Source organism: Metabacillus mesotrionivorans (genome assembly GCF_052171315.1).
Lineage (GTDB): Bacteria > Bacillota > Bacilli > Bacillales > Bacillaceae > Bacillus_P.
On sequence record NZ_JBQMFF010000005.1, the window covers coordinates 238,667 to 261,332 of the forward strand.

22 protein-coding genes are annotated in these 22,666 nt (G+C 45.7%); 21 read left to right on the plus strand and 1 reads right to left on the minus strand.

Annotated features, from left to right (window positions below):
- Positions 1-95 precede the first annotated feature (95 nt).
- The 19 genes from upp to ACTSEZ_RS15505 all read left to right on the plus strand — a co-directional run bounded on the left by upp (position 96) and on the right by ACTSEZ_RS15505 (position 20,001).
- On the plus strand, positions 96-725 hold the full coding sequence (gene upp / locus ACTSEZ_RS15415; RefSeq protein WP_369735102.1) for a uracil phosphoribosyltransferase: 630 nt from the start codon (positions 96-98) through the stop codon (positions 723-725).
- Between the two features lie 149 nt (positions 726-874).
- Positions 875-3,121: a S8 family serine peptidase gene (locus ACTSEZ_RS15420; protein ID WP_369735104.1), complete on the plus strand. Its 2,247-nt coding sequence runs from the start codon at positions 875-877 to the stop codon at positions 3,119-3,121.
- 184 nt (positions 3,122-3,305) lie between these two features.
- Positions 3,306-3,527, plus strand: coding sequence for an AtpZ/AtpI family protein (locus ACTSEZ_RS15425; protein ID WP_029566597.1), 222 nt, complete (start codon positions 3,306-3,308; stop codon positions 3,525-3,527).
- Positions 3,528-3,534: 7 nt separating this feature from the next.
- Positions 3,535-3,903: an ATP synthase subunit I gene (locus tag ACTSEZ_RS15430; RefSeq protein WP_029283350.1), complete on the plus strand. Its 369-nt coding sequence runs from the start codon at positions 3,535-3,537 to the stop codon at positions 3,901-3,903.
- Between the two features lie 20 nt (positions 3,904-3,923).
- Positions 3,924-4,634 (plus strand): F0F1 ATP synthase subunit A, encoded by a 711-nt coding sequence (gene atpB / locus ACTSEZ_RS15435; RefSeq protein ID WP_029566599.1) that lies wholly within the window; start codon positions 3,924-3,926, stop codon positions 4,632-4,634.
- Between the two features lie 58 nt (positions 4,635-4,692).
- Positions 4,693-4,905 carry a F0F1 ATP synthase subunit C gene (gene atpE, locus ACTSEZ_RS15440; RefSeq protein ID WP_029283354.1) on the plus strand — a complete coding sequence of 71 codons (213 nt, stop codon included), beginning with the start codon at positions 4,693-4,695 and terminating at the stop codon, positions 4,903-4,905.
- 176 nt (positions 4,906-5,081) lie between these two features.
- Complete coding sequence (gene atpF / locus ACTSEZ_RS15445) at positions 5,082-5,606, plus strand: F0F1 ATP synthase subunit B (RefSeq protein ID WP_369735105.1); 525 nt, start codon at positions 5,082-5,084, stop codon at positions 5,604-5,606.
- Positions 5,603-6,148, plus strand: a complete 546-nt coding sequence (locus ACTSEZ_RS15450) for a F0F1 ATP synthase subunit delta (RefSeq protein ID WP_029283358.1) — start codon at positions 5,603-5,605, stop codon at positions 6,146-6,148. Before atpF ends, ACTSEZ_RS15450 begins: the two co-directional genes overlap by 4 nt.
- A gap of 15 nt (positions 6,149-6,163) precedes the next feature.
- Entirely contained in the window at positions 6,164-7,672 is a 1,509-nt protein-coding gene (gene atpA, locus ACTSEZ_RS15455) for a F0F1 ATP synthase subunit alpha (RefSeq protein WP_282033674.1), read from the plus strand.
- An 87-nt stretch (positions 7,673-7,759) separates the two neighbouring features.
- Entirely contained in the window at positions 7,760-8,620 is an 861-nt protein-coding gene (gene atpG / locus ACTSEZ_RS15460) for an ATP synthase F1 subunit gamma (protein WP_029566602.1), read from the plus strand.
- Positions 8,621-8,669: 49 nt separating this feature from the next.
- The gene (atpD, locus tag ACTSEZ_RS15465) at positions 8,670-10,091 is read left to right on the plus strand and encodes a F0F1 ATP synthase subunit beta (protein ID WP_369735107.1); all 1,422 of its coding nucleotides are present in this window, start codon (positions 8,670-8,672) and stop codon (positions 10,089-10,091) included.
- A 26-nt stretch (positions 10,092-10,117) separates the two neighbouring features.
- Positions 10,118-10,522, plus strand: coding sequence for a F0F1 ATP synthase subunit epsilon (locus ACTSEZ_RS15470; protein WP_029566603.1), 405 nt, complete (start codon positions 10,118-10,120; stop codon positions 10,520-10,522).
- Positions 10,523-10,839: 317 nt separating this feature from the next.
- Complete coding sequence (locus ACTSEZ_RS15475; protein ID WP_369735108.1) at positions 10,840-11,787, plus strand: sugar ABC transporter substrate-binding protein; 948 nt, start codon at positions 10,840-10,842, stop codon at positions 11,785-11,787.
- Positions 11,784-13,214: a sensor histidine kinase gene (locus ACTSEZ_RS15480; protein WP_369735110.1), complete on the plus strand. Its 1,431-nt coding sequence runs from the start codon at positions 11,784-11,786 to the stop codon at positions 13,212-13,214. The genes ACTSEZ_RS15475 and ACTSEZ_RS15480 overlap by 4 nt, the downstream gene beginning before the upstream one ends.
- A 5-nt stretch (positions 13,215-13,219) precedes the next feature.
- Positions 13,220-14,785, plus strand: a complete 1,566-nt coding sequence (locus ACTSEZ_RS15485) for a response regulator (RefSeq protein ID WP_369735111.1) — start codon at positions 13,220-13,222, stop codon at positions 14,783-14,785.
- 85 nt (positions 14,786-14,870) lie between these two features.
- The gene (locus tag ACTSEZ_RS15490) at positions 14,871-15,536 is read left to right on the plus strand and encodes a TIGR03943 family putative permease subunit (RefSeq protein WP_369735113.1); all 666 of its coding nucleotides are present in this window, start codon (positions 14,871-14,873) and stop codon (positions 15,534-15,536) included.
- 197 nt (positions 15,537-15,733) lie between these two features.
- Complete coding sequence (gene xylF / locus ACTSEZ_RS15495) at positions 15,734-16,777, plus strand: D-xylose ABC transporter substrate-binding protein (RefSeq protein ID WP_369735114.1); 1,044 nt, start codon at positions 15,734-15,736, stop codon at positions 16,775-16,777.
- A 525-nt stretch (positions 16,778-17,302) separates the two neighbouring features.
- Entirely contained in the window at positions 17,303-18,826 is a 1,524-nt protein-coding gene (locus ACTSEZ_RS15500) for a xylose ABC transporter ATP-binding protein (protein WP_369735115.1), read from the plus strand.
- Entirely contained in the window at positions 18,823-20,001 is a 1,179-nt protein-coding gene (locus ACTSEZ_RS15505) for a sugar ABC transporter permease (RefSeq protein WP_369735116.1), read from the plus strand. The genes ACTSEZ_RS15500 and ACTSEZ_RS15505 overlap by 4 nt, the downstream gene beginning before the upstream one ends.
- Positions 20,002-20,143: 142 nt before the next feature.
- Here the strand turns inward: ACTSEZ_RS15505 and ACTSEZ_RS15510 are convergent, their stop codons facing one another.
- Positions 20,144-20,545 (minus strand): VOC family protein, encoded by a 402-nt coding sequence (locus tag ACTSEZ_RS15510; protein ID WP_369735118.1) that lies wholly within the window; start codon positions 20,543-20,545, stop codon positions 20,144-20,146.
- Between the two features lie 281 nt (positions 20,546-20,826).
- On the opposite strand from ACTSEZ_RS15510, the gene ACTSEZ_RS15515 reads away from it, so the two are divergent.
- Positions 20,827-22,296 carry a methyl-accepting chemotaxis protein gene (locus tag ACTSEZ_RS15515; RefSeq protein WP_369735119.1) on the plus strand — a complete coding sequence of 490 codons (1,470 nt, stop codon included), beginning with the start codon at positions 20,827-20,829 and terminating at the stop codon, positions 22,294-22,296.
- Positions 22,297-22,376: 80 nt separating this feature from the next.
- Positions 22,377-22,649, plus strand: coding sequence for a YbyB family protein (locus ACTSEZ_RS15520; protein ID WP_029283384.1), 273 nt, complete (start codon positions 22,377-22,379; stop codon positions 22,647-22,649).
- Positions 22,650-22,666: the final 17 nt, after the last annotated feature.

Here is a 22,666-nt window from a genome sequence, read left to right on the forward strand (position 1 = left end):
TATAAACCCATAAAAATAAATCTCCCATCCTCCTTGAAACGGTTCTTCTTTTTCTGTAAAATCTATTGAAGTGTATTAGAAAAGGAGATGAGCTGATGGGCAAAGTTTACGTGTTTGATCATCCACTTATTCAGCATAAACTGACATATATCCGCGATGTGAAGACAGGCACGAAAGAGTTTCGCGAGCTTGTTGATGAAGTGGCGAGCCTGATGATGTTTGAAATCACAAGAGACATGCCTCTTGAAGAAGTAGAGGTTGAAACACCTGTTCAGATGGCAAAATCCATGGTGCTTGCAGGCAAAAAGCTTGCGATTGTTCCAATTCTGCGTGCCGGTCTTGGAATGGTTGACGGAATTCTCAAGCTTATTCCGGCTGCAAAAGTTGGACATGTAGGGCTTTACCGTGATCCGGAGACACTAAAACCGGTTGAATATTACGTGAAGCTTCCATCAGACGTAGAAGAGCGCGAGTTCATCGTCGTCGACCCAATGCTTGCAACTGGCGGCTCAGCGGTAGAGGCGATTAACAGTGTGAAAAAACGCGGCGCTAAAAACATCAAGTTCATGTGCTTGATTGCAGCTCCTGAAGGCGTTGAAATTGTGAAAGAAGCCCATCCTGATGTCGACATCTACATCGCGGCACTTGATGAAAAATTAAATGATCACGGATATATCGTCCCTGGCCTCGGTGATGCCGGAGACCGTATGTTTGGAACGAAGTAGATACAAAAGCGGAAGTGCCTTGTTCTGACAGAGGAGCTAGGCGAGGATAACTTTATAACGTTATTCTTTTTATATGAACCACGAATCCTCCTTACACAAGGGGGATTTTTTTATACCCGTTTGAGAAGGATAAAAGAGAGGTGACGGTGATGACAAGCAAATTCATTCTCTCTATTTTTCTAATGGCATCCATTTTTCCAATACATACAAGTGCAGTAACCTATCCGGATGTGCCTGCCATTCCGGACGTATCTCAAAGCCGTACAGAAACAGTAATGATAATTGTAGAGAAAACTCATGCGCAGGCCTTCTCTGAAAAAATCAAAGAAAACTATCCGAATGTCAAAATCCGCCGAACGTTCGAAAAAGTGTTCAGCGGCTATTCGCTTGAAGGCAGCCATAACGATTTACTGGCTCTCCAAAAGGATCCTCATATTATCCATGCCAGTCCGGTTGCGTCTTATCGGGTGGATCTTGAGGAAAGTGTGCCGTTTATTGGCGGTGCCGATGTGAGGGGGCTCTTTGATTCCAAGCAGCATCGTTTGACAGGAGAGGGAGTCAAAGTAGGGATTATTGATACAGGCATCGATTACACTCATCCGGATTTATCCCGCAGCTATGCGGGCGGGACAGACATCATTGACGGTGACAATGATCCGATGGAGACAATAGCGAATGACGGTACAGAAACTCTCCATGGTACACACGTGGCAGGAATTATTGCGGCAAACGGCAGGCTGAAAGGGGTAGCGCCTGAAGCGGAAATCATTGCATACCGCGCCCTTGGTCCGGGAGGCTTCGGGACAAGTGAACAGGTCATTGCGGCAATTGAAAAAGCGATTGAAGACAAAGTTGATGTGCTGAATCTGTCGCTCGGCAATATGGTCAATGGACCGGACTGGCCGACCAGTCTTGCGCTTGACCGCGCGGTTGAACACGGCATTACAGCTGTTGTATCCACCGGAAATTCCGGTCCCGGTGTCTGGACAGTAGGTTCCCCCGGGACGTCCAGCAAGGCCATTTCTGTTGGCGCCTCAACTCCTCCGCAGCGGATTCCCTACCTCGCAGCAAGCGGTTCAAGGAAAGAAATACCTGTCACTCAGATGGCTGGTGCAAAAGAGTGGACGCTGCACCAGGGAGAAGAGATGGTATTTGCCGGCATTGGCGAGGAACATCAGTATTCCCCAGACATGAAAGGGAAGGTAGTGCTTGTTGAGCGCGGGAAAATCACCTTTACCGAAAAAGCTCTTTTTGCTGAGAAGATCGGCGCAAAAGCGGTTGTTATCTATAACAATATGAAAGGGAGCTTTGCGGGCAACCTTGAACTTCCAGCAAACATTCCGGTTGTCTCCATTTCAAAAGAGGACGGCTTATGGCTGAAAAAACAGCTGAACGAAAAACCGGTGATCCGAACGGTTTACCGGAACGAATCGGATCAGATGGCTGATTTCAGTTCAAGGGGCCCTGTTACCCGCACATGGGAAATTAAGCCTGACGTTGTAGCTCCCGGAGTAGCGATTGACAGTACGGTGCCCGAGGGGTATTTAAGCCTGCAGGGTACAAGCATGTCAGCACCCCATGTGGCAGGTGCTGCTGCACTGATTAAGCAGGCCCATCCGGAATGGAAACCGGAGCAAATCAAGGCTGCCCTCATGAATTCGTCCAGGCCTCTGAGCGGGAAAAAGGCGGACTATTACCAGCCGATCGAACAGGGTGCCGGACGAATAGACGTGATGAAAGCACTTGAAACAGAAGCGCTGATGTATCCGGGTGCACTGTCATTTGGCCAGGTCATTTCAAAAGGCGGGGGAAGCACTCAGAAAAAGGTAAAGCTTACACTTGATAATCAATCAGACAAAGAAGTTGTCTATTCGTTCTCTTATCCTTTCTATAAGAATGGTCTGCAATGGGACATGCCTGAGAAAACGGCAGTGAAACCGGGCGGGAAAAAGGACGTATACGTAAAAGTGAATATCTATGCAAACAAGCTGGAAAAAGGCCTGCATCAGGGGTGGATTAAAGCAGAAGCGGATGAAACGGTCAGGGAGCTCCCGTACCTGTTTGTGGTGGACGAACCCGACTATCCGCGGGTGATGGGCTTTGAGTTCGGATTCGGAGATTCGGCAGGAGTCTATCAGTATGAACTGTACCTGCCGGGAGGCGCGGATGAAATGGGCATTGCGCTCTATGATCCGGACACTCTGAGATTTGTGGCGTTTCTGGACTGGGGCAGGGATCTTCAGAAGGGGGCCGTTAAAAAGACGTTCAGACAAAAGGATCTTGGTCTTGAAGACGGACTATACAAAGCGGTCGTTTTTGCCAGAAAAGGGGACAGGGAAGATACGTTTGAAACGGACCTTATCTTTGAAAATTCCAAGAGAAAACTGGGAAACTAAGTAATTGTGAACTTTTTGTGATAGGCTTTTTTGATTGTCAAGTTTTTGGTTTTAAAGCAATTGACATTAAATAGAGCCTATTGTATGCTAGACGAGGGTAAATGATAAGGTTTTCATAACGCTTTCAATTACCCGTTTCTATCCCCAGATAAACCCTTTATTAATCTATTAGCGAGGCGGTCGAATGCGCAAAAAAGAGCGTCATCCCATGCAGGCAATGGCCCTTATGACAGGCATTCTGTCTCAGCTAGTCGGTTCAACACTAATTGGCATCTTTTCAGGAAGATGGCTCGACCGATATTTCCATACTGAACCGCTTTTTATGATCATTGGTCTTTTCATAGGCCTGGCAGCAGGAATTACTGCCATGATCAAGCTTGTCCACCACTTTTTTTCAGGAGACTGAATCATTCATGTTTGATTTGCACCAGATGTACCGAAGATACCGGAAATATATGTTCCTCCTGCTGTCTCTTTATGCCTTGGGCTGGGGATTCACAGGGCATCAGTCTGTCTTTTTGGGGCTTGCGCTCGGAACATCACTCAGCTTGTTTAACTTATGGTCAATGGTCCGCAAACAACTGCAATTTGGTGAGGCTGTTCAGCAGAATAAGAAGGTCAGGTCACTTGGTACGGCAACAAGGCTTGCGTCAGCGGGACTCGCTGCACTCCTTGCCATGAAGTATCCGGAATACCTGAATATGGTTAGTGTCATTATTGGATTAATGACAGTTTATATCGTCATTATGATAGATTATGTTTTCCAACACTCACGCGCTTAGCCGGAAGAGAGGTGAATCTATTGCATCACGGAGCTCCTATAGTTGAGTTTTTAGGTCTTACTTTTAACTTATCCAACGTTTTAATGATCACTGTTGCCAGTGTTATCGTATTTCTGATTGCGGTAATGTCAACACGCAGAATGGCGATGAAGCCGACAGGCATGCAGAACTTCTTTGAATGGGTGGTCGATTTCGTTAAAGGAATCATCAACAGTTCAATGGACTGGCATACCGGCGGACGATTTCTCACGCTCGGCGTTACCCTGTTAATGTACATATTTGTCTCAAATATGCTGGGACTGCCGTTCTCAATTGCAGTTAACCACGAGCTATGGTGGAAATCACCGACAGCAGATCCGACGATTACACTTACTCTTGCAGTCATGATCGTGGCTCTTACACACTACTACGGTGTGAAAATGAAAGGAACATCTGAGTATGGGAAGGATTTCTTCCGTCCGATGGCGTTTCTTTTCCCGATTAAGATCATTGAAGAGTTTGCCAACACATTAACGCTTGGTCTTCGTCTTTACGGTAACATCTATGCTGGTGAAATCCTTCTGGGTCTTCTGGCTGGCCTTGCTACAACAGGCGTGCTCGGCGCTGTATCAGCCGCACTTCCAATGATGGTATGGCAGGCGTTCAGTATTTTTGTAGGTTCGATCCAAGCATTCATCTTTGTCATGTTAACTATGGTTTATATGTCTCACAAAGTGAGCAGCGACCACTAATTAATAGGTATCAACTGTTTTTAAAAAACTTTTACTATTTTGAGAGGGGATTTAAATAATGAATTTAATCGCAGCTGCAATTGCAATCGGCTTAGCGGCACTTGGTGCTGGTATTGGTAATGGTCTTATCGTTTCACGTACAGTAGAGGGTGTTGCTCGTCAGCCTGAACTTCAAGGTAAGCTTCAAACAATCATGTTCATCGGTATCGCACTAGTTGAGGCACTTCCGATCATCGGAGTAGTTATCGCGTTTATCGTACTTGGAAGTTAATAAGGAGACTCCCGTCTCTACATAAATGGCGAAGATCGTGTATGACCCTTCTTCGCCATTGCTTTATGTTTTTATATTCATGCAGGAAAGTTTCGGCCGAGAATCAAAACGTACAATCTCGAGCTTTTTTTCATAGTAACCCATCATGGAACACTTGAAGGGAGTGAAACCGGGCAATGGTAACGTCAAACTTAGTTGTTGGAGCAGGAGCAGGTTTAACATTAAACACTGGAGATATTCTATTCCAGCTTGTTATCTTCTTAATCTTACTCGCATTGCTGAGAAAATATGCTCTTGGACCAGTCATGGGCATCATGAAGCAGCGTGAAGAGCACATCGCAAGCGAAATTAATGCGTCTGAAGCGAAGCATGAGGAAGCAAAGAAGCTTGCGGAAGAACAGCGTGAACTTTTGAAACAGGCAAGAACAGAAGCGCAAAGTTTAGTGGAAAGTGCGAAGAAGCTTGGTGAAAAGCAAAAGGAAGATATTATTCTGGTAGCTCGTTCAGAGGCAGAACGCATCAAACAATCTGCGCTTAAAGAAATTGCGACGGAAAAAGAGCAGGCCATTACAGCTCTCCGTGAGCAAGTTGCATCACTTTCTATTTTAATTGCGACGAAAGTCATTGAAAAAGAATTGAATGAGAAAGAACAAGAAAAGCTTATCCACGATTATATCAAAGAGGTAGGCGAAGGTCGATGAGTAAAGAAATAGTTGCAGCTCGCTATGCATTGGCTCTTTTTCAAATCGCTAAGGAAAACCGCACGATTGATCAGATTGAAGAGGAACTGCTTGTCATCCAGAAGGTAACAGCGGAGAATCCTGAATTACTGAACGTGCTTACACATCCAAAAGTGCTGCTAGAAAAGAAAAAATCCATGATGAGTGAAGCGTTTGCTTCTTTATCTCAACCTGTTTTAAGTACGGTTCTTCTATTGATTGAGCGTCAGCGAATCAGCGTGATTCCTGAGCTTGCTGAGCATTTTGTGAAACTTGCAAATGACGAGCGCGGCACAGAGGATGCGATTGTCTACTCTGTAAGGCTGCTTGATCAGGATGAATTAACAGCGCTGTCTGATACATTTGCCAAAAAAATCGGCAAAACTTCACTTCGTTTAAGAAACGTAATTGATCAGAATCTGATCGGCGGAGTCAAGCTTCGTATCGGCAATCGCATTTATGATGGAAGTATAAGCGGTAAGCTTGAACGTATAGAGCGACAATTAGTTGCAAAAAGATCGTAGATAGGGGTGAAACTCATGAGCATCAAAGCAGAAGAAATTAGTGCACTGATTAAAAAGCAAATCGAAAGCTATCAGTCTGATATCAAAGTTAGTGATGTAGGTACAGTTATCCAGATTGGTGACGGTATCGCCCGTGCTCATGGCCTCGACAATGTCATGGCTGGAGAGCTTGTTGAATTTTCAAACGGCGTAATGGGTATGGCTCAGAACCTTGAGTCAAACAACGTGGGTATCATCATCCTCGGACCATACGCAGACATCCGTGAAGGCGACGAAGTGCGCCGCACTGGACGCATCATGGAGGTTCCTGTAGGTGAGGAACTGATCGGACGCGTTGTAAACTCTCTGGGACAGCCTGTTGACGGCCTTGGTCCAATCGAAACAAAACATACACGCCCAATCGAGAGCCCTGCTCCAGGCGTTATGGATCGTAAATCTGTTCATGAACCGCTTCAAACAGGAATTAAAGCGATTGACGCTCTTATTCCAATCGGACGCGGACAGCGTGAGCTTATCATCGGTGACCGTCAGACTGGTAAAACATCTGTAGCCATCGATACAATCCTTAACCAAAAAGACGAAAACATGATCTGTATCTATGTTGCAATCGGACAAAAAGAATCGACTGTCCGCGGCGTAGTAGAAACACTGCGTAAAAATGGCGCATTAGATTACACAATCGTTGTTACGGCATCTGCTTCACAGCCTGCACCGCTATTATTCTTAGCTCCTTATGCAGGTGTAACAATGGGTGAGCATTTCATGTACAACGGCAAGCACGTTCTTGTTGTGTATGATGACTTAACAAAACAGGCATCTGCATACCGTGAGCTTTCCTTGCTCCTTCGCCGTCCTCCAGGCCGTGAAGCATATCCTGGTGACGTATTCTACCTGCATTCACGCCTTCTTGAGCGTGCTGCAAAACTCAGTGATGCAAAAGGTGCAGGTTCACTTACAGCCCTTCCATTCATTGAAACACAGGCGGGCGATGTATCAGCATACATCCCGACAAACGTTATCTCCATCACTGATGGACAGATTTTCCTTCAGTCTGACCTATTCTTCTCAGGTGTGCGTCCAGCGGTTAACGCCGGTCTTTCCGTATCACGTGTTGGAGGATCTGCTCAGATCAAAGCAATGAAAAAAGTATCAGGTACACTTCGTCTTGACCTGGCTTCATACCGTGAGCTTGAAGCATTCGCTCAATTCGGTTCTGACCTTGATAAAGCGACTCAGGCTAAACTTAACCGCGGTGCGCGTACTGTTGAAGTTCTAAAGCAAGGCTTGAACAAACCGCTTGCAGTTGAGAAGCAGGTTGCCATTCTTTATGCATTGACTAAAGGATTCCTGGATGACATTCCAGTCGAAGATATCAAACGCTTTGAAGAAGAGTACTTCTCATTCCTCGAGCAAAACAATAAAGCGATGCTTGATCATATCCGCACAACTGGAAATCTTCCTGAAGACAGCGACTTCCAGGCTGCGATCACGGCATTCAAAAAGACATTCGCGATTTCTGAATAAACTTGGTAAAGTATGAAGGTTTGCCTTCATACTTTATCTTCACGTAAATGAATCAGGTTGATTTTTATAAAAAGGTGGTGAGAACCTTTGGCATCATTACGCGACATTAAATCAAGAATCACCTCAACAAAGAAGACGAGCCAGATTACAAAGGCGATGGAGATGGTTTCAGCAGCGAAGCTGAACCGTGCCGAAAACAATGCGAAGTCATTTGTGCCTTACATGGATAAGATTCAAGAGGTGGTTGCAAACATCGCTCTTGGCAGCACGGGTGTATCCCATCCAATGCTTGTCAGCCGTCCGGTGAAAAAAACGGCTTACCTCGTCATTACGTCTGACCGCGGACTTGCAGGTGCCCTCAACAGTAACGTTCTTCGTACTGTGTACCAGGCAATCCAAAAGCGCCATTCGTCGAAAGATGAGTATGCTGTTATCGCTATGGGTAAGATCGGACGCGAATTCTTCAAGAAACGAGGCGTGCAAATCGCTCTTGAAGTAACAGGCATTGCAGACGACACGTCGTTTGCCGAGATTAAAGATCTTGCAGCAAATACTGTAAATATGTTCAATGATGGAACATTCGACGAAATCTATGTGTACTACAACCATTTCGTAAGTGTCATCCAGCAGGACGTAACAGAGAAAAAGCTTCTTCCTCTTTCTGACATTGAAGTGACATCAGCAAAGAAAACATCTTACGAATTCGAACCTTCTGAGGAAGAGATTTTAGAAGTGTTATTACCACAATATGCTGAAAGTCTCATCTACGGAGCACTTTTAGACAGCAAAGCTTCGGAGCATGCTGCCCGTATGACGGCAATGAAAAATGCGACGGACAATGCAAAAGAACTTATCAACAGTCTTACTCTTTCATACAACCGTGCACGTCAGGCTGCGATCACTCAGGAAATTACGGAGATCGTCGGCGGAGCTGCGGCACTCGAATAGAATTTATGCCCATTAAGGGCTTTCAGACAGCAAGTTAGGAGGGAAAACGATGAATAAAGGACGCGTTACTCAAGTTATGGGTCCGGTTGTTGACGTAAAGTTCCAAAGCGGTCAGCTTCCTGAAATCTATAACGCCCTTAAAGTTACTTTCCAAGGACGCACTGAAGGCGAAGCTGCGTCAGAATTAACATTGGAAGTTGCCCTTCACCTAGGTGACGACACAGTTCGTACCGTTGCGATGGCATCAACAGACGGCCTTGTTCGCGGAAGTGAAGTACTGGATACAGGTGCTGCAATTTCTGTACCGGTAGGAGACGTTACACTTGGACGTGTATTCAACGTACTTGGAGACAATATCGATTTGGATGCAGCAATTCCTGCTGAAGCTCGTCGTGATCCAATCCACAGACAGGCGCCTAAATTCGATCAGCTTTCTACTGAGGTAGAAATTCTTGAAACTGGAATTAAAGTAGTAGACCTTCTTGCTCCATACATCAAAGGCGGAAAAATCGGTCTTTTCGGTGGTGCGGGTGTAGGTAAAACAGTACTTATCCAGGAGCTTATCAACAACATCGCTCAGGAGCATGGCGGTATCTCTGTATTCGCCGGCGTAGGTGAGCGTACTCGTGAAGGAAACGACCTTTACCATGAAATGACAGACTCTGGTGTTATCAAGAAGACTGCCATGGTATTCGGACAGATGAATGAGCCGCCTGGCGCACGTATGCGTGTTGCACTAACAGGTCTTACAATGGCTGAATTCTTCCGTGATGACCAAGGACAGGACGTTCTTTTCTTCATGGATAACATCTTCCGTTTCACGCAGGCAGGTTCAGAGGTATCAGCCCTTCTTGGCCGTATGCCTTCTGCGGTAGGTTACCAGCCTACACTTGCAACTGAAATGGGTCAGCTTCAGGAGCGTATCACGTCTACTAACGTTGGTTCTGTTACATCGATCCAGGCGATCTATGTACCTGCCGATGACTATACGGATCCGGCTCCTGCAACAACATTCGCTCACTTGGATGCAACAACGAACCTTGAGCGTAAACTATCTGAAATGGGTATCTACCCGGCGGTGGATCCGCTTGCTTCGACATCACGCGCATTGTCTCCTGAAATCGTTGGAGAAGAGCACTACGCGGTTGCACGTCAAGTACAGCAGACACTGCAGCGTTACAAAGAACTTCAGGATATCATTGCCATCCTTGGTATGGATGAGCTTTCTGATGAAGATAAATTAGTCGTGCACCGTGCACGCCGAGTTCAATTCTTCTTATCCCAAAACTTCCACGTTGCTGAGCAGTTTACTGGTCAAGCAGGTTCTTACGTTCCTGTTAAAGAAACAGTTAAAGGCTTCAAGGAAATCCTTGAAGGCAAATACGACCATCTTCCTGAAGATGCATTCCGTCTCGTAGGACGCATTGAAGATGTAATCGAAAGTGCGAAGAGCATGGGTGTAGAAGTCTAATTTTGGGACGCAGGAGGGTATAGAGTATGAAGACAGTACAAGTCAATGTCGTTACTCCCGATGGCCCAGTTTACGATGCAGACGTCGAAATGGTAAGTGTAAAAGCTCAAAGCGGTGAGCTTGGAATCTTGCCAGGTCATATTCCGCTGGTAGCTCCTCTTCAAATCGGAGCAGTCCGGTTGAAAACAGGAAAATCCACGGAACTCGTGGCTGTTAGCGGCGGCTTTTTAGAAGTACGGCCTGACAAAGTCACAATCTTGGCACAGGCTGCCGAGACTGTAGAAGATATTGATTTAACTCGTGCACAGGCAGCAAAAGAACGCGCTGAAGAACGTCTGAACACAAACAAAGACGACATCGATTTCAAGCGCGCCGAGCTTGCACTGCGCCGGGCAATGAATCGTATTAACGTATCACAGAATAAGATCTGATCATTAAGCCCCCGGGATTTCCGGGGGTTTTTGTTTTGGGCTGAAATTGAAGGTACACCCCGCCAGTTTTCCCGCCGGATTGTTAGATGGCCATTTTGGCTTGTAAGGGCGGGAGTTTGGATTGTTAGATGGCCGTTTTGGCTTGTTAAATGACTGGTTTGGATTGTTAGCAGCCTGTTTCGGACTGTAACCGTTCAAAACCGGACTATTATCAAAGCAGCAGCCCCATATTAGAGCGTAATGCTAAAAATAAAAGCGTTTACAATCCCCATCAATCCCTTATAATGAATGAAAAGTCCTATAAAAATGGTGATTTCATGACACGTCGTATAAAACTGGTTCTATTTGCTTTTATTCTTCTTTCTCTTTTTCCTCTTTATCAGCTTTTTCAAATCTATCAATCCAGTCAATCGTTTTCCGCGCAGGCTGAAGCGGAGGAGTACCGATACCGGCTTGTGCTGATTTCCCCTTATCTTGGCGATGCGTACTGGAATCAGGTGATTACAGGGGTAGAATCCGCCGCTGTTCAGGCTAAGGTCAGCCTCGATATTAAAGGGACCAATCTTCCTGATAATGAAGAGCTGCAAAAAGCGATGAATATGGCGATTTCCTCGCAGGTTGACGGCATATTGCTGCTCGGCATTGACGATGCTTCTTTTAAAGAGACGATCCAAAAGGCCACGGTACAGGGGATTCCGGTTGTAACAATCATGGCTGACCTGCCCGACAGTCTCCGGAAATCCTATATCGGATCCAATCACTATGAGACCGGCCTCGAGCTTGGAAACTATTTAAAAAAGACTCTCACCGGCAATGAAACGATCGGCATTATCAAAGGGAACATGGTGACATCTATTGAAAACGAAAGAATGAAAGGGCTGATGGACAGCCTGCAGGCCTCTTCTATTAAACTGGCTGAAACAAATAAGCAGCATCCTGAGGACCAGACCAATGAGCTCCTCAATCAATATCCGTCCATGAAGGTGCTGATAGGGACGGCAGTGGATGACGGTGACATCATCGTCCGGACTATTGAAGCGAGATCGGCCCTTTCAGGGTTTAAGGTCTATACATTTGATAATACCCAGGAAACAATGAATCTTCTGCGGAGCGGAAAGATTGAAGGCACAATCAGCCACAGTCATGCCTTAATGGGTGAAAAAGGCGTCGAAACCATCGTGAAATGGCTTGAAAAGAAGGACTTGCCTCTGCCCGTCACGACTTACACGAAAACAGGCGTCATGACGGAGGGAAGCAGGCCGTGACGAGAATTCAGAGAAAAATCCTCACGATGTCGCTCATCATTATCATGATCATGGGCGCCTTCTGGACAGCCATCAGCTATATTAATCAGAAATCCATCTATGAATACAACAATATCCTTGAACGGTATTTGCTGCTGAACCATGTCTCGACGACGAGCCAGGCTGCGCTTGCAAAGCTAAGCCAGTATGTCAGCACACCTTCTCCTGCCAATCAGGCAAGCTATGAAATGCACCGGCAAAGATTGAATGACTCCAAAAAGAAGCTTGATCAGCTTAAAAATCAGGCGAATGCGATTGCTTTGACAGATTATATTTTCATGCTCGACAGCCAGATTGAAGCAATGGATTTGACGATGATGATGCATAAGCTCGATAAGCGGCAGAACTCACAGACTGCCTACGACGAAGCGCTGCAGATCTCGAAATTCATTGATGAAACGACGCTGCTGCTGTTTAAAAAAGAACTGACGAATCAGAAGCAGTTTTATGAATCGATGATTGAGGTCACAAACAGACTCAGGTCTCTCGGCCTCTGGATTCTCGGGATCGTTCTGATCATTTCCGTCGGTTTTTCGTACTGGTTCTCAAAAGGCATCACCCGCTCGATCTATCTTTTAACTCAGGGAGCAAAAGAGGTGGCCGCGGGGAATTTTGATTATCCGATCAGGGTCAAAAGCAACGATGAAATTTCGTTTTTGGCCAAGACGTTTGACAGGATGCGGGAAAACATCAAAGAGCTGGTTGCTGAAATTCAGGAGAAAGCCAAACTTGAAAAAGAAATCAAAGAGTATCAGCTGCTTTTAAAAGAAAGTGAGTTAAAGAGACTGCACAATCAGATCAATCCGCATTTTCTGTTCAATACGCTGAATACCCTGTCGAAAAAAGCGTATTTGGAGGATGCCCTAGAGACCAGCGATTTAATTTCAACAGTCGCAAACCTTTTGAGGTATAACCTTCGAAGTGTGGATGAAAATGTGTCACTCCGGGATGAGCTTGAGCTTGTGAAGGAATATTTAACGATTTTAAAAGCGCGGTTCTCATCCCGGATTTCCTATGATTTTAAGGTGGAAGAAGCGTGTCTGGACGTTGTAGTTCCGCCGTTTTTTCTGCAGCCGATTGTTGAGAACGCGTTTAAATACGGTGTGGAGCCGTTTGAAGAGGGCGGATACATCGGAATAAAGGTGTTTAGAGAGAACGGAGAGGTTGTTGTTTCCGTAGAGGACAATGGCCTTGGGATGACAGATACTGTGAAAGAACAGGTGCTGTCAGAGCAGCAGACAGGGATCATTCAAAGCAAATCAACCGGAATCGGCCTGAGAAACGTTGTTCAGAGACTGCGCCTTTTTACAAACAAACGGGATGTGATGGACATTCAGTCATCAGCTGAGGGCACAGTCATCGCGGTCAAATTTCCTTCAGAGGGGTGAAAAAAATGAAGCTTTTGATCACGGAAGATGAAGAGATTGAAAGAATCGCATTAAAGAAAATCATTGAAACAGAATTCAGGGACATTCAAATTGTCGGACTCGCGGAAAACGGCAGGAGAGCGATTGAACTTGCGGCAGAGCATAAGCCCGACATTCTGCTCATGGATATCAAAATGCCCGGGATCAACGGGCTTGAAGCGATCAAGGAAATTCAAAAAATCGTGCCGGACGCCAAAATTCTGATTGTATCGTCCTACGATACGTTTGATTATGCCCAGCAGGCGCTGCGTCTTGGGGTAAAAGATTATCTGCTGAAGCCGAGTAAGCGGGAGGTTATTCTTTCCACGATTCAGAAGGTCATCGATGATATTAAAAAAGACAGGCTCGAAACCGAGCGAAAGCAGCAGACAGAAGAACGCATGCAGAAAATGATCCCGATCGTAGAGGCGGACCTCGTCACACAGCTCTTATTTGACCATGTTCACGACGTTCATCTCCATGAGTGCATGGGCCTGCTGAATGTTGACCAGAAGCAGCCATCTTATGTGGTCGTGATCCACTTTTCCCAGGATACGCTTAGCGGACGGCTCGAGCAAATGTACGGAGAGCTGAAACGGACCATCCAGCTGCACACAAAAGGCTGGGTAGGGCCGATGTCCGGCCTGCAGGTGCCGATTATTGTGTTTGCAGAAGGAGAGATTCACCAGTACCGCCGGAACGCGGTATCGCTCGTGCAAAAAATCCTGCATAATCTAAGCGGTGTATTTTCTGCATCAGCAGCGATTGGAATCGGCAAGGCATACCCGGCGCTTGAGCAAATCAGACAGTCGTACTACGAAGCGCTCCGTGCCTCTATATCAGCAGGTTCTAAAGCAAGATACAGCTTTTACAGCGATATCATTTCTAATGAAAAAATCAAAGACAGAGACATGCACAATATTGAAGAGCTGATTCTTGAGGAATTGCGGATCGGTGAGTGGGAAGGAGTTCGCAGTCATTTTCAGGCAATGACCGCTTATTTTGAGAAATTTCAGCACCCGCTTGCTGAAGCGGAGCAAAAAGTCTATGACACCATGACATTAATGATCCGCTACTTGGATGAAATGGGCTTTGTGATCAGAAAACCAGTCTTTTCATTCAGCGCAGCATCCTATCTGCAAATGAAAACAGAAGTGAATTTTATCCTGGAAGATGTCATGAGCCAATACAAGCGGGTGACTGAAAATCTTCAGGAGGATATCCCGAACCGCATGAAGCAGCATATCAGGAAAAACTGCCACACCGATTTGTCGCTTGAGGCAATGGCTAAGGAATTTAACCTTTCCCCGCAGTACGTGAGCAAAATTTTCAAAGAAGAGCTCGGCATCAGCTATATCGATTATTTGACAAAATGCCGGATTGATAAAGCAAAAAAGCTAATGGAAAAAGGCTCCCGCAGCTTAAAGGAAATTGCTTTTGAGGTAGGCTATAACGACCCGAACTACTTCAGCCGTGTCTTTAAAAAAGTATGCAAAAAGTCTCCCAGCCAATATAAGGATTCGCTGGTCTCCATCGGACAAAAAGATAAGTAATTGGGAGTTTCTTCTTAACGAAACTCCCTTCTTTTTTGTTACACTGAAAAGAGCAATTCTTATAAATGGAATGGGAGTTAATCGAGTGAAAAATTTCTTAATGGCCGCTTTAGGTCTTGTCATAATAGGAAGTATTGTTTTTATTGTTGGAATGAGCATGCAGCCGGAAAAAGCAGAGCCGGAAAAGCAAGAAGCTTCTCAGAAAAAAGAAGAACCATTCGCAAATGCAAAAGAGTATTTAGAAGATCCAGATAGTTATATGGAAGAACTGGACGAAAAGTACAAGCCTGAGCTTGAAGATGATCATCATGCAGAAGAAAAGCCGGATGATTATTACCAGAATCAAAAAAATGAATTATTGAAGATGGATACTATCATTCTTACAAATGAAAATTACATCTCCGTACTGGATGTTCTGGACCGTTTTCCGGGGGAGTTTGAGGGGAAACAGATTGAGCTGACTGGATTTGTCCACCGTGAAAAGGATTTTAAACAGACACAGTTTGTCGTCGCAAGAAGCGGTGATCCGTGCTGCACGGATGAGCATGACGGGTTATACGGTCTCTTTTCCGCGACAGAAAATGCACAGGATTTTAAAGACAATCAGTGGATCAGTGTCTCGGGCGAGCTGCAGACCACTGTGTATTCATCCACTGAGATTCCCTATCTGCAAATTAAGAAAATCTCAAAAACAGATCCTCCTTCACAGCCATATGTTTACGAGGAAAAAGAAGAGGATCATTCTCATTGACTGGCCTATTAATAAGACTGTACCGCTAATGAACAATTGGAGGTACAGTCTTTTTCGGGAAAAAAGAAAGCGGTTTCTATAATGCTGAAAATAATGCTAGATATCTTAAAAAAGTACAGAAATCATATAAAATAAACCGCTTACAAAGGTGATAAAGTTAGTCTTGTAAGATTGATATTCCAAGGGGGAATGGGGAAATGAAGAAAGGGTTAATGCTGCTTATGCTGATGATGTTTGTGTTTGGTCTTACTGCCTGTGTCAGCTCGGGCTCAGAGCCGACAAAAGGGGACGGCGAAAAGGCAGGCAAAGATGATGAGCTTGTCATCGGATTCTCAATGGACACGCTTGAAGAAGAACGCTGGCAGCGCGACCGTGATCTGTTTGTTGCAAAAGCCGAGGAGCTTGGCGCAAAAGTGAATGTACAGGCAGCAAACGGGGACGACGCAAAGCAAATTGCACAGGCTGAAAACCTGATCAGCCAGGGTGTGGACATTCTGGTTGTCGTGCCTCATAACGCGGAGGTTGCCGCGTCAATCGTCGAAATGGCTCACCAGGAAGACGTTAAAGTCATCTCATACGACCGTCTGATTAAAAATTCGGATGTGGATCTCTATGTATCCTTTGACAATGAGCGTGTAGGAGAAATGCAGGCAACAGCCATCACTGAGCTTGTACCTAAAGGAAACTATGTGCTGATCGAAGGCGCGGATACTGACAACAATGCCCATCTTTTCAAAAAGGGACAAATGAACGTCCTTCAGCCTTTAATTGACAGCGGCGACATTAAAATCGTCTACGACCAGTGGACAGAAGAGTGGGATCCGGCAAATGCCCTTGCCAATATGGAAAATGCTCTTACAGCGAACAACAACAAAGTCGATGCTGTTGTAGCAGCAAATGACGGCACTGCAGGCGGTGTCATTCAGGCGCTTGCCGCTCAGGGCCTTGCAGGAAAAGTACCTGTTTCAGGACAGGATGCCGAGCTTGCGGCTGCACAGCGGATCGTAGAAGGCACACAGACGATGACGGTTTACAAGCCAATCACCCTGATCGCAGAAACAGTTGCCGACCTTGCAGTGAAAATGGCCAATGGCGAAGAAGTTGAAACAAACGGCAAAGTGAACAATGGAAAAATCGATGTCCCATCGCTTCTGCTTGATCCGGTAGCGGTAAATAAAGACAACATCGACGACACCATCATTAAAGACGGGTTCCATAAGAAAGAGGATGTTTATAAGTAAGAGTCTTGGTCAATTGTGCAAATTGTGACCGGTCGGGTGGCTGCAAATGCGATTAAAAGGTTGAAAAAGTGGCACCACTCCGGCGAGTGTCGCTACAAATCTGGTCAGTGGGTGTGTAAAAGTGGCACCACTCAGGCAAGTGACGCCACAAATCCGGTCGGTGGGAGTGCAAAAGTGGCATCACTCAGGCGAGTGGCGCCACAAATCCAGTCGGTTGGTATGCAAAAGTGGCACCACTAAGGCGAGTGGCGCCACAAATCCAGTCGGTTGGTATGCAAAAGTGGCATCACTCAGGCAAGTGCCGCCACAAATCCAGTCGGTGGGAGTGCGAAAGTGGCATCACTCCGGCGAGTGGCGCCACAAATCCGGTCAGTGGGTATGCAAAAGTAGCAACACTATGCCGCCGCTCCGCACACCAACGCAAGCATAAAACCTTTGAAGCTTTACCATACATTGAAAAATGCGGAACTCTAAATAATTCCGCATTTTTTTTCTAGACATTTTAATGAATTGGAGGGGGAAGTCGTGTCATCTGTTCTTGAAATGACGAGTATTACGAAAGAATTTCCAGGCGTGAAGGCTCTTGATGATGTCACGTTTCAAGTGGAAAAAGGCGAAATCCATGCACTCTGCGGAGAGAACGGGGCCGGGAAATCCACGCTTATGAAGGTGCTGAGCGGGCTGTATCCTTCAGGCTCTTATTCAGGTGAGATAACGGTGGACGGAGAAGTGCATTCTTTTAAAACGATTAAGGATGCTGAAAAAGCGGGCATCTCCATCATCTATCAGGAGCTCGCTCTTGTCCGGCAAATGACGGTGGCAGAAAATCTCATACTCGGCAATGAGCCGGCAACCTTCGGCATTATTGATCAGAATAAGATGATTCAAATGTGCGAGAAATGGCTTGCTGAGGTCGGCCTGAAAGGCGTAAGCCCAGATACGATTACGGGAACACTCGGCATCGGCCAGCAGCAGCTTGTCGAAATTGCAAAGGCTCTTTCAAAAAAGGCCAAAATCCTGATTCTAGATGAACCGACTGCTGCTCTGACTGAACAGGAAGTCAAGATTCTGCTTGCGATTTTAAAAGAATTCAGGGAGCGGGGCGTCACCTGCATCTACATCTCCCACAAGCTCGGAGAAGTGTTTGATATTGCCGATACGATTACGGTTCTCCGCGACGGAAAAACGGTCACTTCCCAAAAAACGGCCGATCTCACGGAGGACAAAGTCATCGCATATATGGTGGGACGCGAGATCAAAGACCGTTACCCCCGAATGACCGCGAACCCTAGAGAGACAATCCTGCAGGTGGAGGACTACACGGTTTATCATCCTGATCTGCCAGGAAAAAAAGTCATTGATTCTGTCTCATTCCAAGTGAAAAAAGGTGAGATCCTCGGGATTGCAGGGCTGATGGGTTCAGGAAGAACGGAGCTTGTGATGAGCTTGTTCGGTGCTTATGCGGGCTATTCAGAAGGAAGAGTGGAAATCGACGGAAAGAATGCGAAAAACAAATCCGTCAAGCAGGCAATCGAAAACGGACTGGCGCTCGTATCGGAGGACCGAAAAAAATTCGGCCTTGTCCTGAACATGGATATCCAGAACAACGTGACGCTTCCGAGCCTGAGGCGCGTCTCATCACTCGGCATCATCAACCAGAATGAAGAAATCCGCAGCGGGAATCAGTATTTAAAACAGCTGAGAATAAAAGCGCCATCTGTTGAAACAGTCACCGGCACACTGAGCGGGGGGAACCAGCAGAAGGTTGTCATCGGAAAATGGCTGATGACGAAACCTAAAATTTTGATCCTTGATGAACCGACGAGGGGAATTGACGTTGGAGCGAAGCTTGAAATCTATCACATTATGAATGAGCTCGTAAACGAGGGAGTGGCCATCATCATGATTTCGTCTGAGCTGCCTGAAGTACTTGGCATGAGCCACAGAATTCTGGTGATGTCAGAAGGAAAATTCACAGGTGAATTCCATGCAGAAAATGCCACCCAGGAAAACATTATGAGAGCAGCGACAGGAGGACTTGCAGGATGAGCACAAACCTTGAAACCGTTAAACAGCCGGCAGTGAAAGAAAAGAAAATCAATTTGTTTACAATCGATATCCGCGCGTACTCCATGATTGGCGCCCTTCTCATCATCTGGATTTTATTTTCCGTCTTAAATGATACCTTTCTAACCCCGCGGAATTTATCCAATCTCTTTTTGCAGATGTCTGTAACATCCATTCTAGCAATTGGCATGGTCCTGATCATCGTATCCGGACAGATTGACCTCTCAGTCGGCTCGCTTGTCGGACTGACGGGAGGCGTTGCAGCAATCCTGAACGTCTGGCTTGGCTGGGATACGATACCCGTTATTATTGCAACAGTGGTATTGGGTGCGCTGATTGGTCTGTGGCAGGGCTGGTGGATTGCCTACAGGGCCGTGCCGGCCTTTATCGTCACGCTCGGAGGAATGCTTATTTTCCGGGGAATACTGACCGGTATAACCGGAAGCATGACCGTAGCTCCGCTTTCACCTAGCCTTAAGATTATCGGACAGGGATATGTGACGCCTGCTGCAGGCCTGATCATGGGAGCTATTGCGTTTATCCTTGCCGTGTACTTTTTGATCAGACAAAGAAACGCGCGCATCAAGTACGGATTTGATGTTCTTTCCATGAACTGGACGCTGATTGCTTCAGTGGGCATCGGTCTTCTGATCTTTACGTTCATATACTTGATGAATCAGTACCAGGGAATTCCGGTTCCATTTATAACGGTCATCATCCTCGCTGTTCTTTTCCACTTTATCGCCAAAAAGACGGTATTCGGCAGACAGGTGTATGCCATTGGGGGCAATCCCGAGGCCGCTGTTCTCTCAGGCATTAACATGAAGCGCAGAATTCTCCTCGTTTTCGTTCTCGGGAACACACTTGCAGCGATCGCAGGTCTTGTCCTGACTGCGCGCGTGAACGCGGCTACCGTTGGAGCAGGAAACATGTATGAGCTCGATGCCATCGCAGCCTGCGTCATCGGGGGCACAAGTTTGATGGGCGGAATCGGAACCATCCCGGGAGCCATCATTGGAGCTCTTGTTATGGCGAGCCTGGATAACGGCATGAGCATCATGAACATTGATGCCTACTGGCAGCTGATTGTAAAAGGAAGTATTCTGGTTCTTGCAGTGTGGTTTGATATTTACAGCAGGAATAAGAAGAAGCGCTGAATGCAGTAACGGGTCCGGCTGAAAGGTGGAAATCACTAAATAACACGTTAAATACCTTATCAAAAAGATAAAAAAGGAACTGCAACCGAAATTGTAGTTCCTTTTTTATTCATGCTCCCGAATGTTTAAAACAAAGGAGATCTTATACTTCTAATCTATTTCCTAATATAGTTTGAATTCTTTTATTTTCTTCATGCTTGTTTATGTATTCAAAGAGACCAATTTGATTTCCCCAAGGGTCAATAAATGTAGCCCACTTAACGGGGACTTCTTCTCTTGAAAATATTTCAAAAGACTCAACATCTAATTCATTTTTGATTCGGCTTTTTTCATCTTCAATTGATAATACGCCAAAACGAAGTGGTCCACTCCCTTCGGACGCCGTGCCTTCAGAAACTTGCAGCCAGCATCCGGGAATTAGTTCCCATTCTGCGAATCCTTCGTGTGGTGTAAGATCAGGGTCTTTATTTAATAAACCTTTGTACCACCTTAACCCTTCAGTAAAATCAGATACACGGACTTGATAAGTCATTTCAAAAATCATTTGTTTATTCCTCCAATAGAAGAATTAGAACTTTCCCTTATTCCGGAATCCTGCCCTTCAAGGGAATAACTGATATTTCCATTTTAACATAATCATCCACTATTCTGCTTTGATTATTATGAATGAAAAATCTCATCATCGTAACTGTTAGATGATGAGATTTTCTGTTTTACACCTCTGAACGGAACCCGTTATAAATATGTCATTTTTTTCTATATAAAAAATATGTAAGCGCTGTCGATATAATTAGTAAACCAACTTGAACACAGGGGAGAACATGTATGACAGCGATTGAAAAGGTAAAACACGATGATTTAGTAAGCAAAAACAAGCTGATGCTGTTTACGTTTGGAGTAACTGCTTTGCTGGCTTTAATTTACGTTATCCTATCGGGACAAAAGGAGCAAATCCCCATTTATTCGGCAGAGTTCGGGCTGCTGATCGGTTCATATGTCCTTTTCAGGTATTTGAAAAAAGACAGGCTGTTTCCGTATTTCAGTGTGGTTATGAGTTTTTCTCTTACATGCGCCTCAGTTTTTCTGACGGGCGCTAACTTATCACTGATTCCGGTTCTGTTTTTCCTCATCGTTTTCTCGGCGGTCCCTTACTACTCGACGGTTTTCGCCGTGGGATTTGGCCTTGGCCTTGTGACCCTTTTTGTCAATGCATCGGTGCCCTCTGCAGAACAGGAAATCATTTCAGGCAGCATGGGCGCCATTATTCTGGCCTATCTTTTAACAGGGGTCCTGCTTGGAGTGCTCATCCATCTGAATAAAAAACAGTTCAAGGTCCTGCAGCAGTTCATAGCGGATGCCGAAGCTGAAGCAGGCCGAAAAGAAGAACAGAGGCACAAGCTTGAACAGGCCGCTTCCCGTATAGCTGACAGTGTGTCCGAAGCGAACGAGAGAGTGCAGATGAATACACGCGCCCAGGCAGAAATGACGATTGCCATTAATGAAGTCTCTGCCGGGAGCCAGATCCAGAGCGAGCAGATCAGCGAAATTGCGGAAAGTGCCCACAACAACATGCTTTCCATGAACGAGCTGAACGAGATTTCTTCCCTGTTGAACGAAGACTCAAGACAAGCCAGCCGCATTGCGGACAAAAGCGGTGAAAAAGTGAGCAGGCTGATGACAGAAATGAATGACCTGAATAAAATCGTGACGGCTTTGAATGCGACGTTTAAAAACCTGAACCTGAAGATTGAAGAAACAAATCAGTTCACAAACACCATCCGCCAGATTACCGAACAGACAAATCTTCTCGCTTTAAATGCATCGATCGAAGCAGCAAGAGCGGGAGAGGCAGGCAAAGGATTTTCGGTCGTTGCCCAGGAAATCCGCAAGCTTGCTGAATTAACGAATGATGCCAATAAAAAAATCACGGAAAACTTGAAACAGGTCAATCAAACGAGCGGGGAGGCAGAAGAAAAAATGGCGGCAAGCAGCGCGAACCTGCTGACAAGTGTTGAGGCAACACGTGAAGTCCACGAGAATTTCCAGCAGCTGAAAGAGAAATTGGCCAATATGAAAGAGAGCTTTACAGGCTTTGAAGCCATTTCGGCGGACGTAGAGACAAACACGGCAAATGTCGAGCGGTCAACCAATGAACTTGCCGCCATCATCGAACAGGCATCTGCAAGCATGCAGGAGATGAGTGCGACGATTGAAACCCTCAGTGACGATAATAAAAAAATCGCTGACCTTATGAATGAAACGGCCTTAAGTGCGGAGTCAATCCTGAAATCGTAAGCGCCTATGTTTTGCATTTTGATAAGCGGGTAAAAGTAAGAAACACTTAAAAAATATGCAAAACGGAAGGAGCATCAAGCATGAGACAAAAAGCATTAATTTCAGGCATTGCGATCTCGACAGTCGGAGTCGGCGTCACATCCTACCTATTAAAGGACAAAGCAAACCGTGAAAAGGTAACTGAATTCGTACAAAGCACGAAGAACAAAATCCCGTATTTCTCGCGCAAAAACACAGATTCATTCCCTGTTGAAAAAGCGGGCAACCCGGATCCGGAAGACATTGATGACAACAAGATGGTCTCTGAAGGCTCCATGTATCCCGTTCAATATTATGATGAAAAGCAAAAGTAATGAAAAAGCCGGCCCTG

What these genes read in the sequence shown, in the direction of transcription:
- upp (WP_369735102.1), top strand. Translation starts at nt 96, where the DNA reads ATGGGCAAAGTTTACGTGTTTGATCATCCACTTATTCAGCATAAACTG.
- ACTSEZ_RS15420 (WP_369735104.1), top strand. Translation starts at nt 875, where the DNA reads ATGACAAGCAAATTCATTCTCTCTATTTTTCTAATGGCATCCATTTTT.
- ACTSEZ_RS15425 (WP_029566597.1), top strand. Translation starts at nt 3,306, where the DNA reads ATGCGCAAAAAAGAGCGTCATCCCATGCAGGCAATGGCCCTTATGACA.
- ACTSEZ_RS15430 (WP_029283350.1), top strand. Translation starts at nt 3,535, where the DNA reads ATGTTTGATTTGCACCAGATGTACCGAAGATACCGGAAATATATGTTC.
- atpE (WP_029283354.1), top strand. Translation starts at nt 4,693, where the DNA reads ATGAATTTAATCGCAGCTGCAATTGCAATCGGCTTAGCGGCACTTGGT.
- atpF (WP_369735105.1), top strand. Translation starts at nt 5,082, where the DNA reads ATGGTAACGTCAAACTTAGTTGTTGGAGCAGGAGCAGGTTTAACATTA.
- ACTSEZ_RS15450 (WP_029283358.1), top strand. Translation starts at nt 5,603, where the DNA reads ATGAGTAAAGAAATAGTTGCAGCTCGCTATGCATTGGCTCTTTTTCAA.
- atpA (WP_282033674.1), top strand. Translation starts at nt 6,164, where the DNA reads ATGAGCATCAAAGCAGAAGAAATTAGTGCACTGATTAAAAAGCAAATC.
- atpD (WP_369735107.1), top strand. Translation starts at nt 8,670, where the DNA reads ATGAATAAAGGACGCGTTACTCAAGTTATGGGTCCGGTTGTTGACGTA.
- ACTSEZ_RS15470 (WP_029566603.1), top strand. Translation starts at nt 10,118, where the DNA reads ATGAAGACAGTACAAGTCAATGTCGTTACTCCCGATGGCCCAGTTTAC.
- ACTSEZ_RS15475 (WP_369735108.1), top strand. Translation starts at nt 10,840, where the DNA reads ATGACACGTCGTATAAAACTGGTTCTATTTGCTTTTATTCTTCTTTCT.
- ACTSEZ_RS15485 (WP_369735111.1), top strand. Translation starts at nt 13,220, where the DNA reads ATGAAGCTTTTGATCACGGAAGATGAAGAGATTGAAAGAATCGCATTA.
- xylF (WP_369735114.1), top strand. Translation starts at nt 15,734, where the DNA reads ATGAAGAAAGGGTTAATGCTGCTTATGCTGATGATGTTTGTGTTTGGT.
- ACTSEZ_RS15505 (WP_369735116.1), top strand. Translation starts at nt 18,823, where the DNA reads ATGAGCACAAACCTTGAAACCGTTAAACAGCCGGCAGTGAAAGAAAAG.
- ACTSEZ_RS15510 (WP_369735118.1), bottom strand. Translation starts at nt 20,545, where the DNA reads ATGATTTTTGAAATGACTTATCAAGTCCGTGTATCTGATTTTACTGAA.
- ACTSEZ_RS15515 (WP_369735119.1), top strand. Translation starts at nt 20,827, where the DNA reads ATGACAGCGATTGAAAAGGTAAAACACGATGATTTAGTAAGCAAAAAC.
- ACTSEZ_RS15520 (WP_029283384.1), top strand. Translation starts at nt 22,377, where the DNA reads ATGAGACAAAAAGCATTAATTTCAGGCATTGCGATCTCGACAGTCGGA.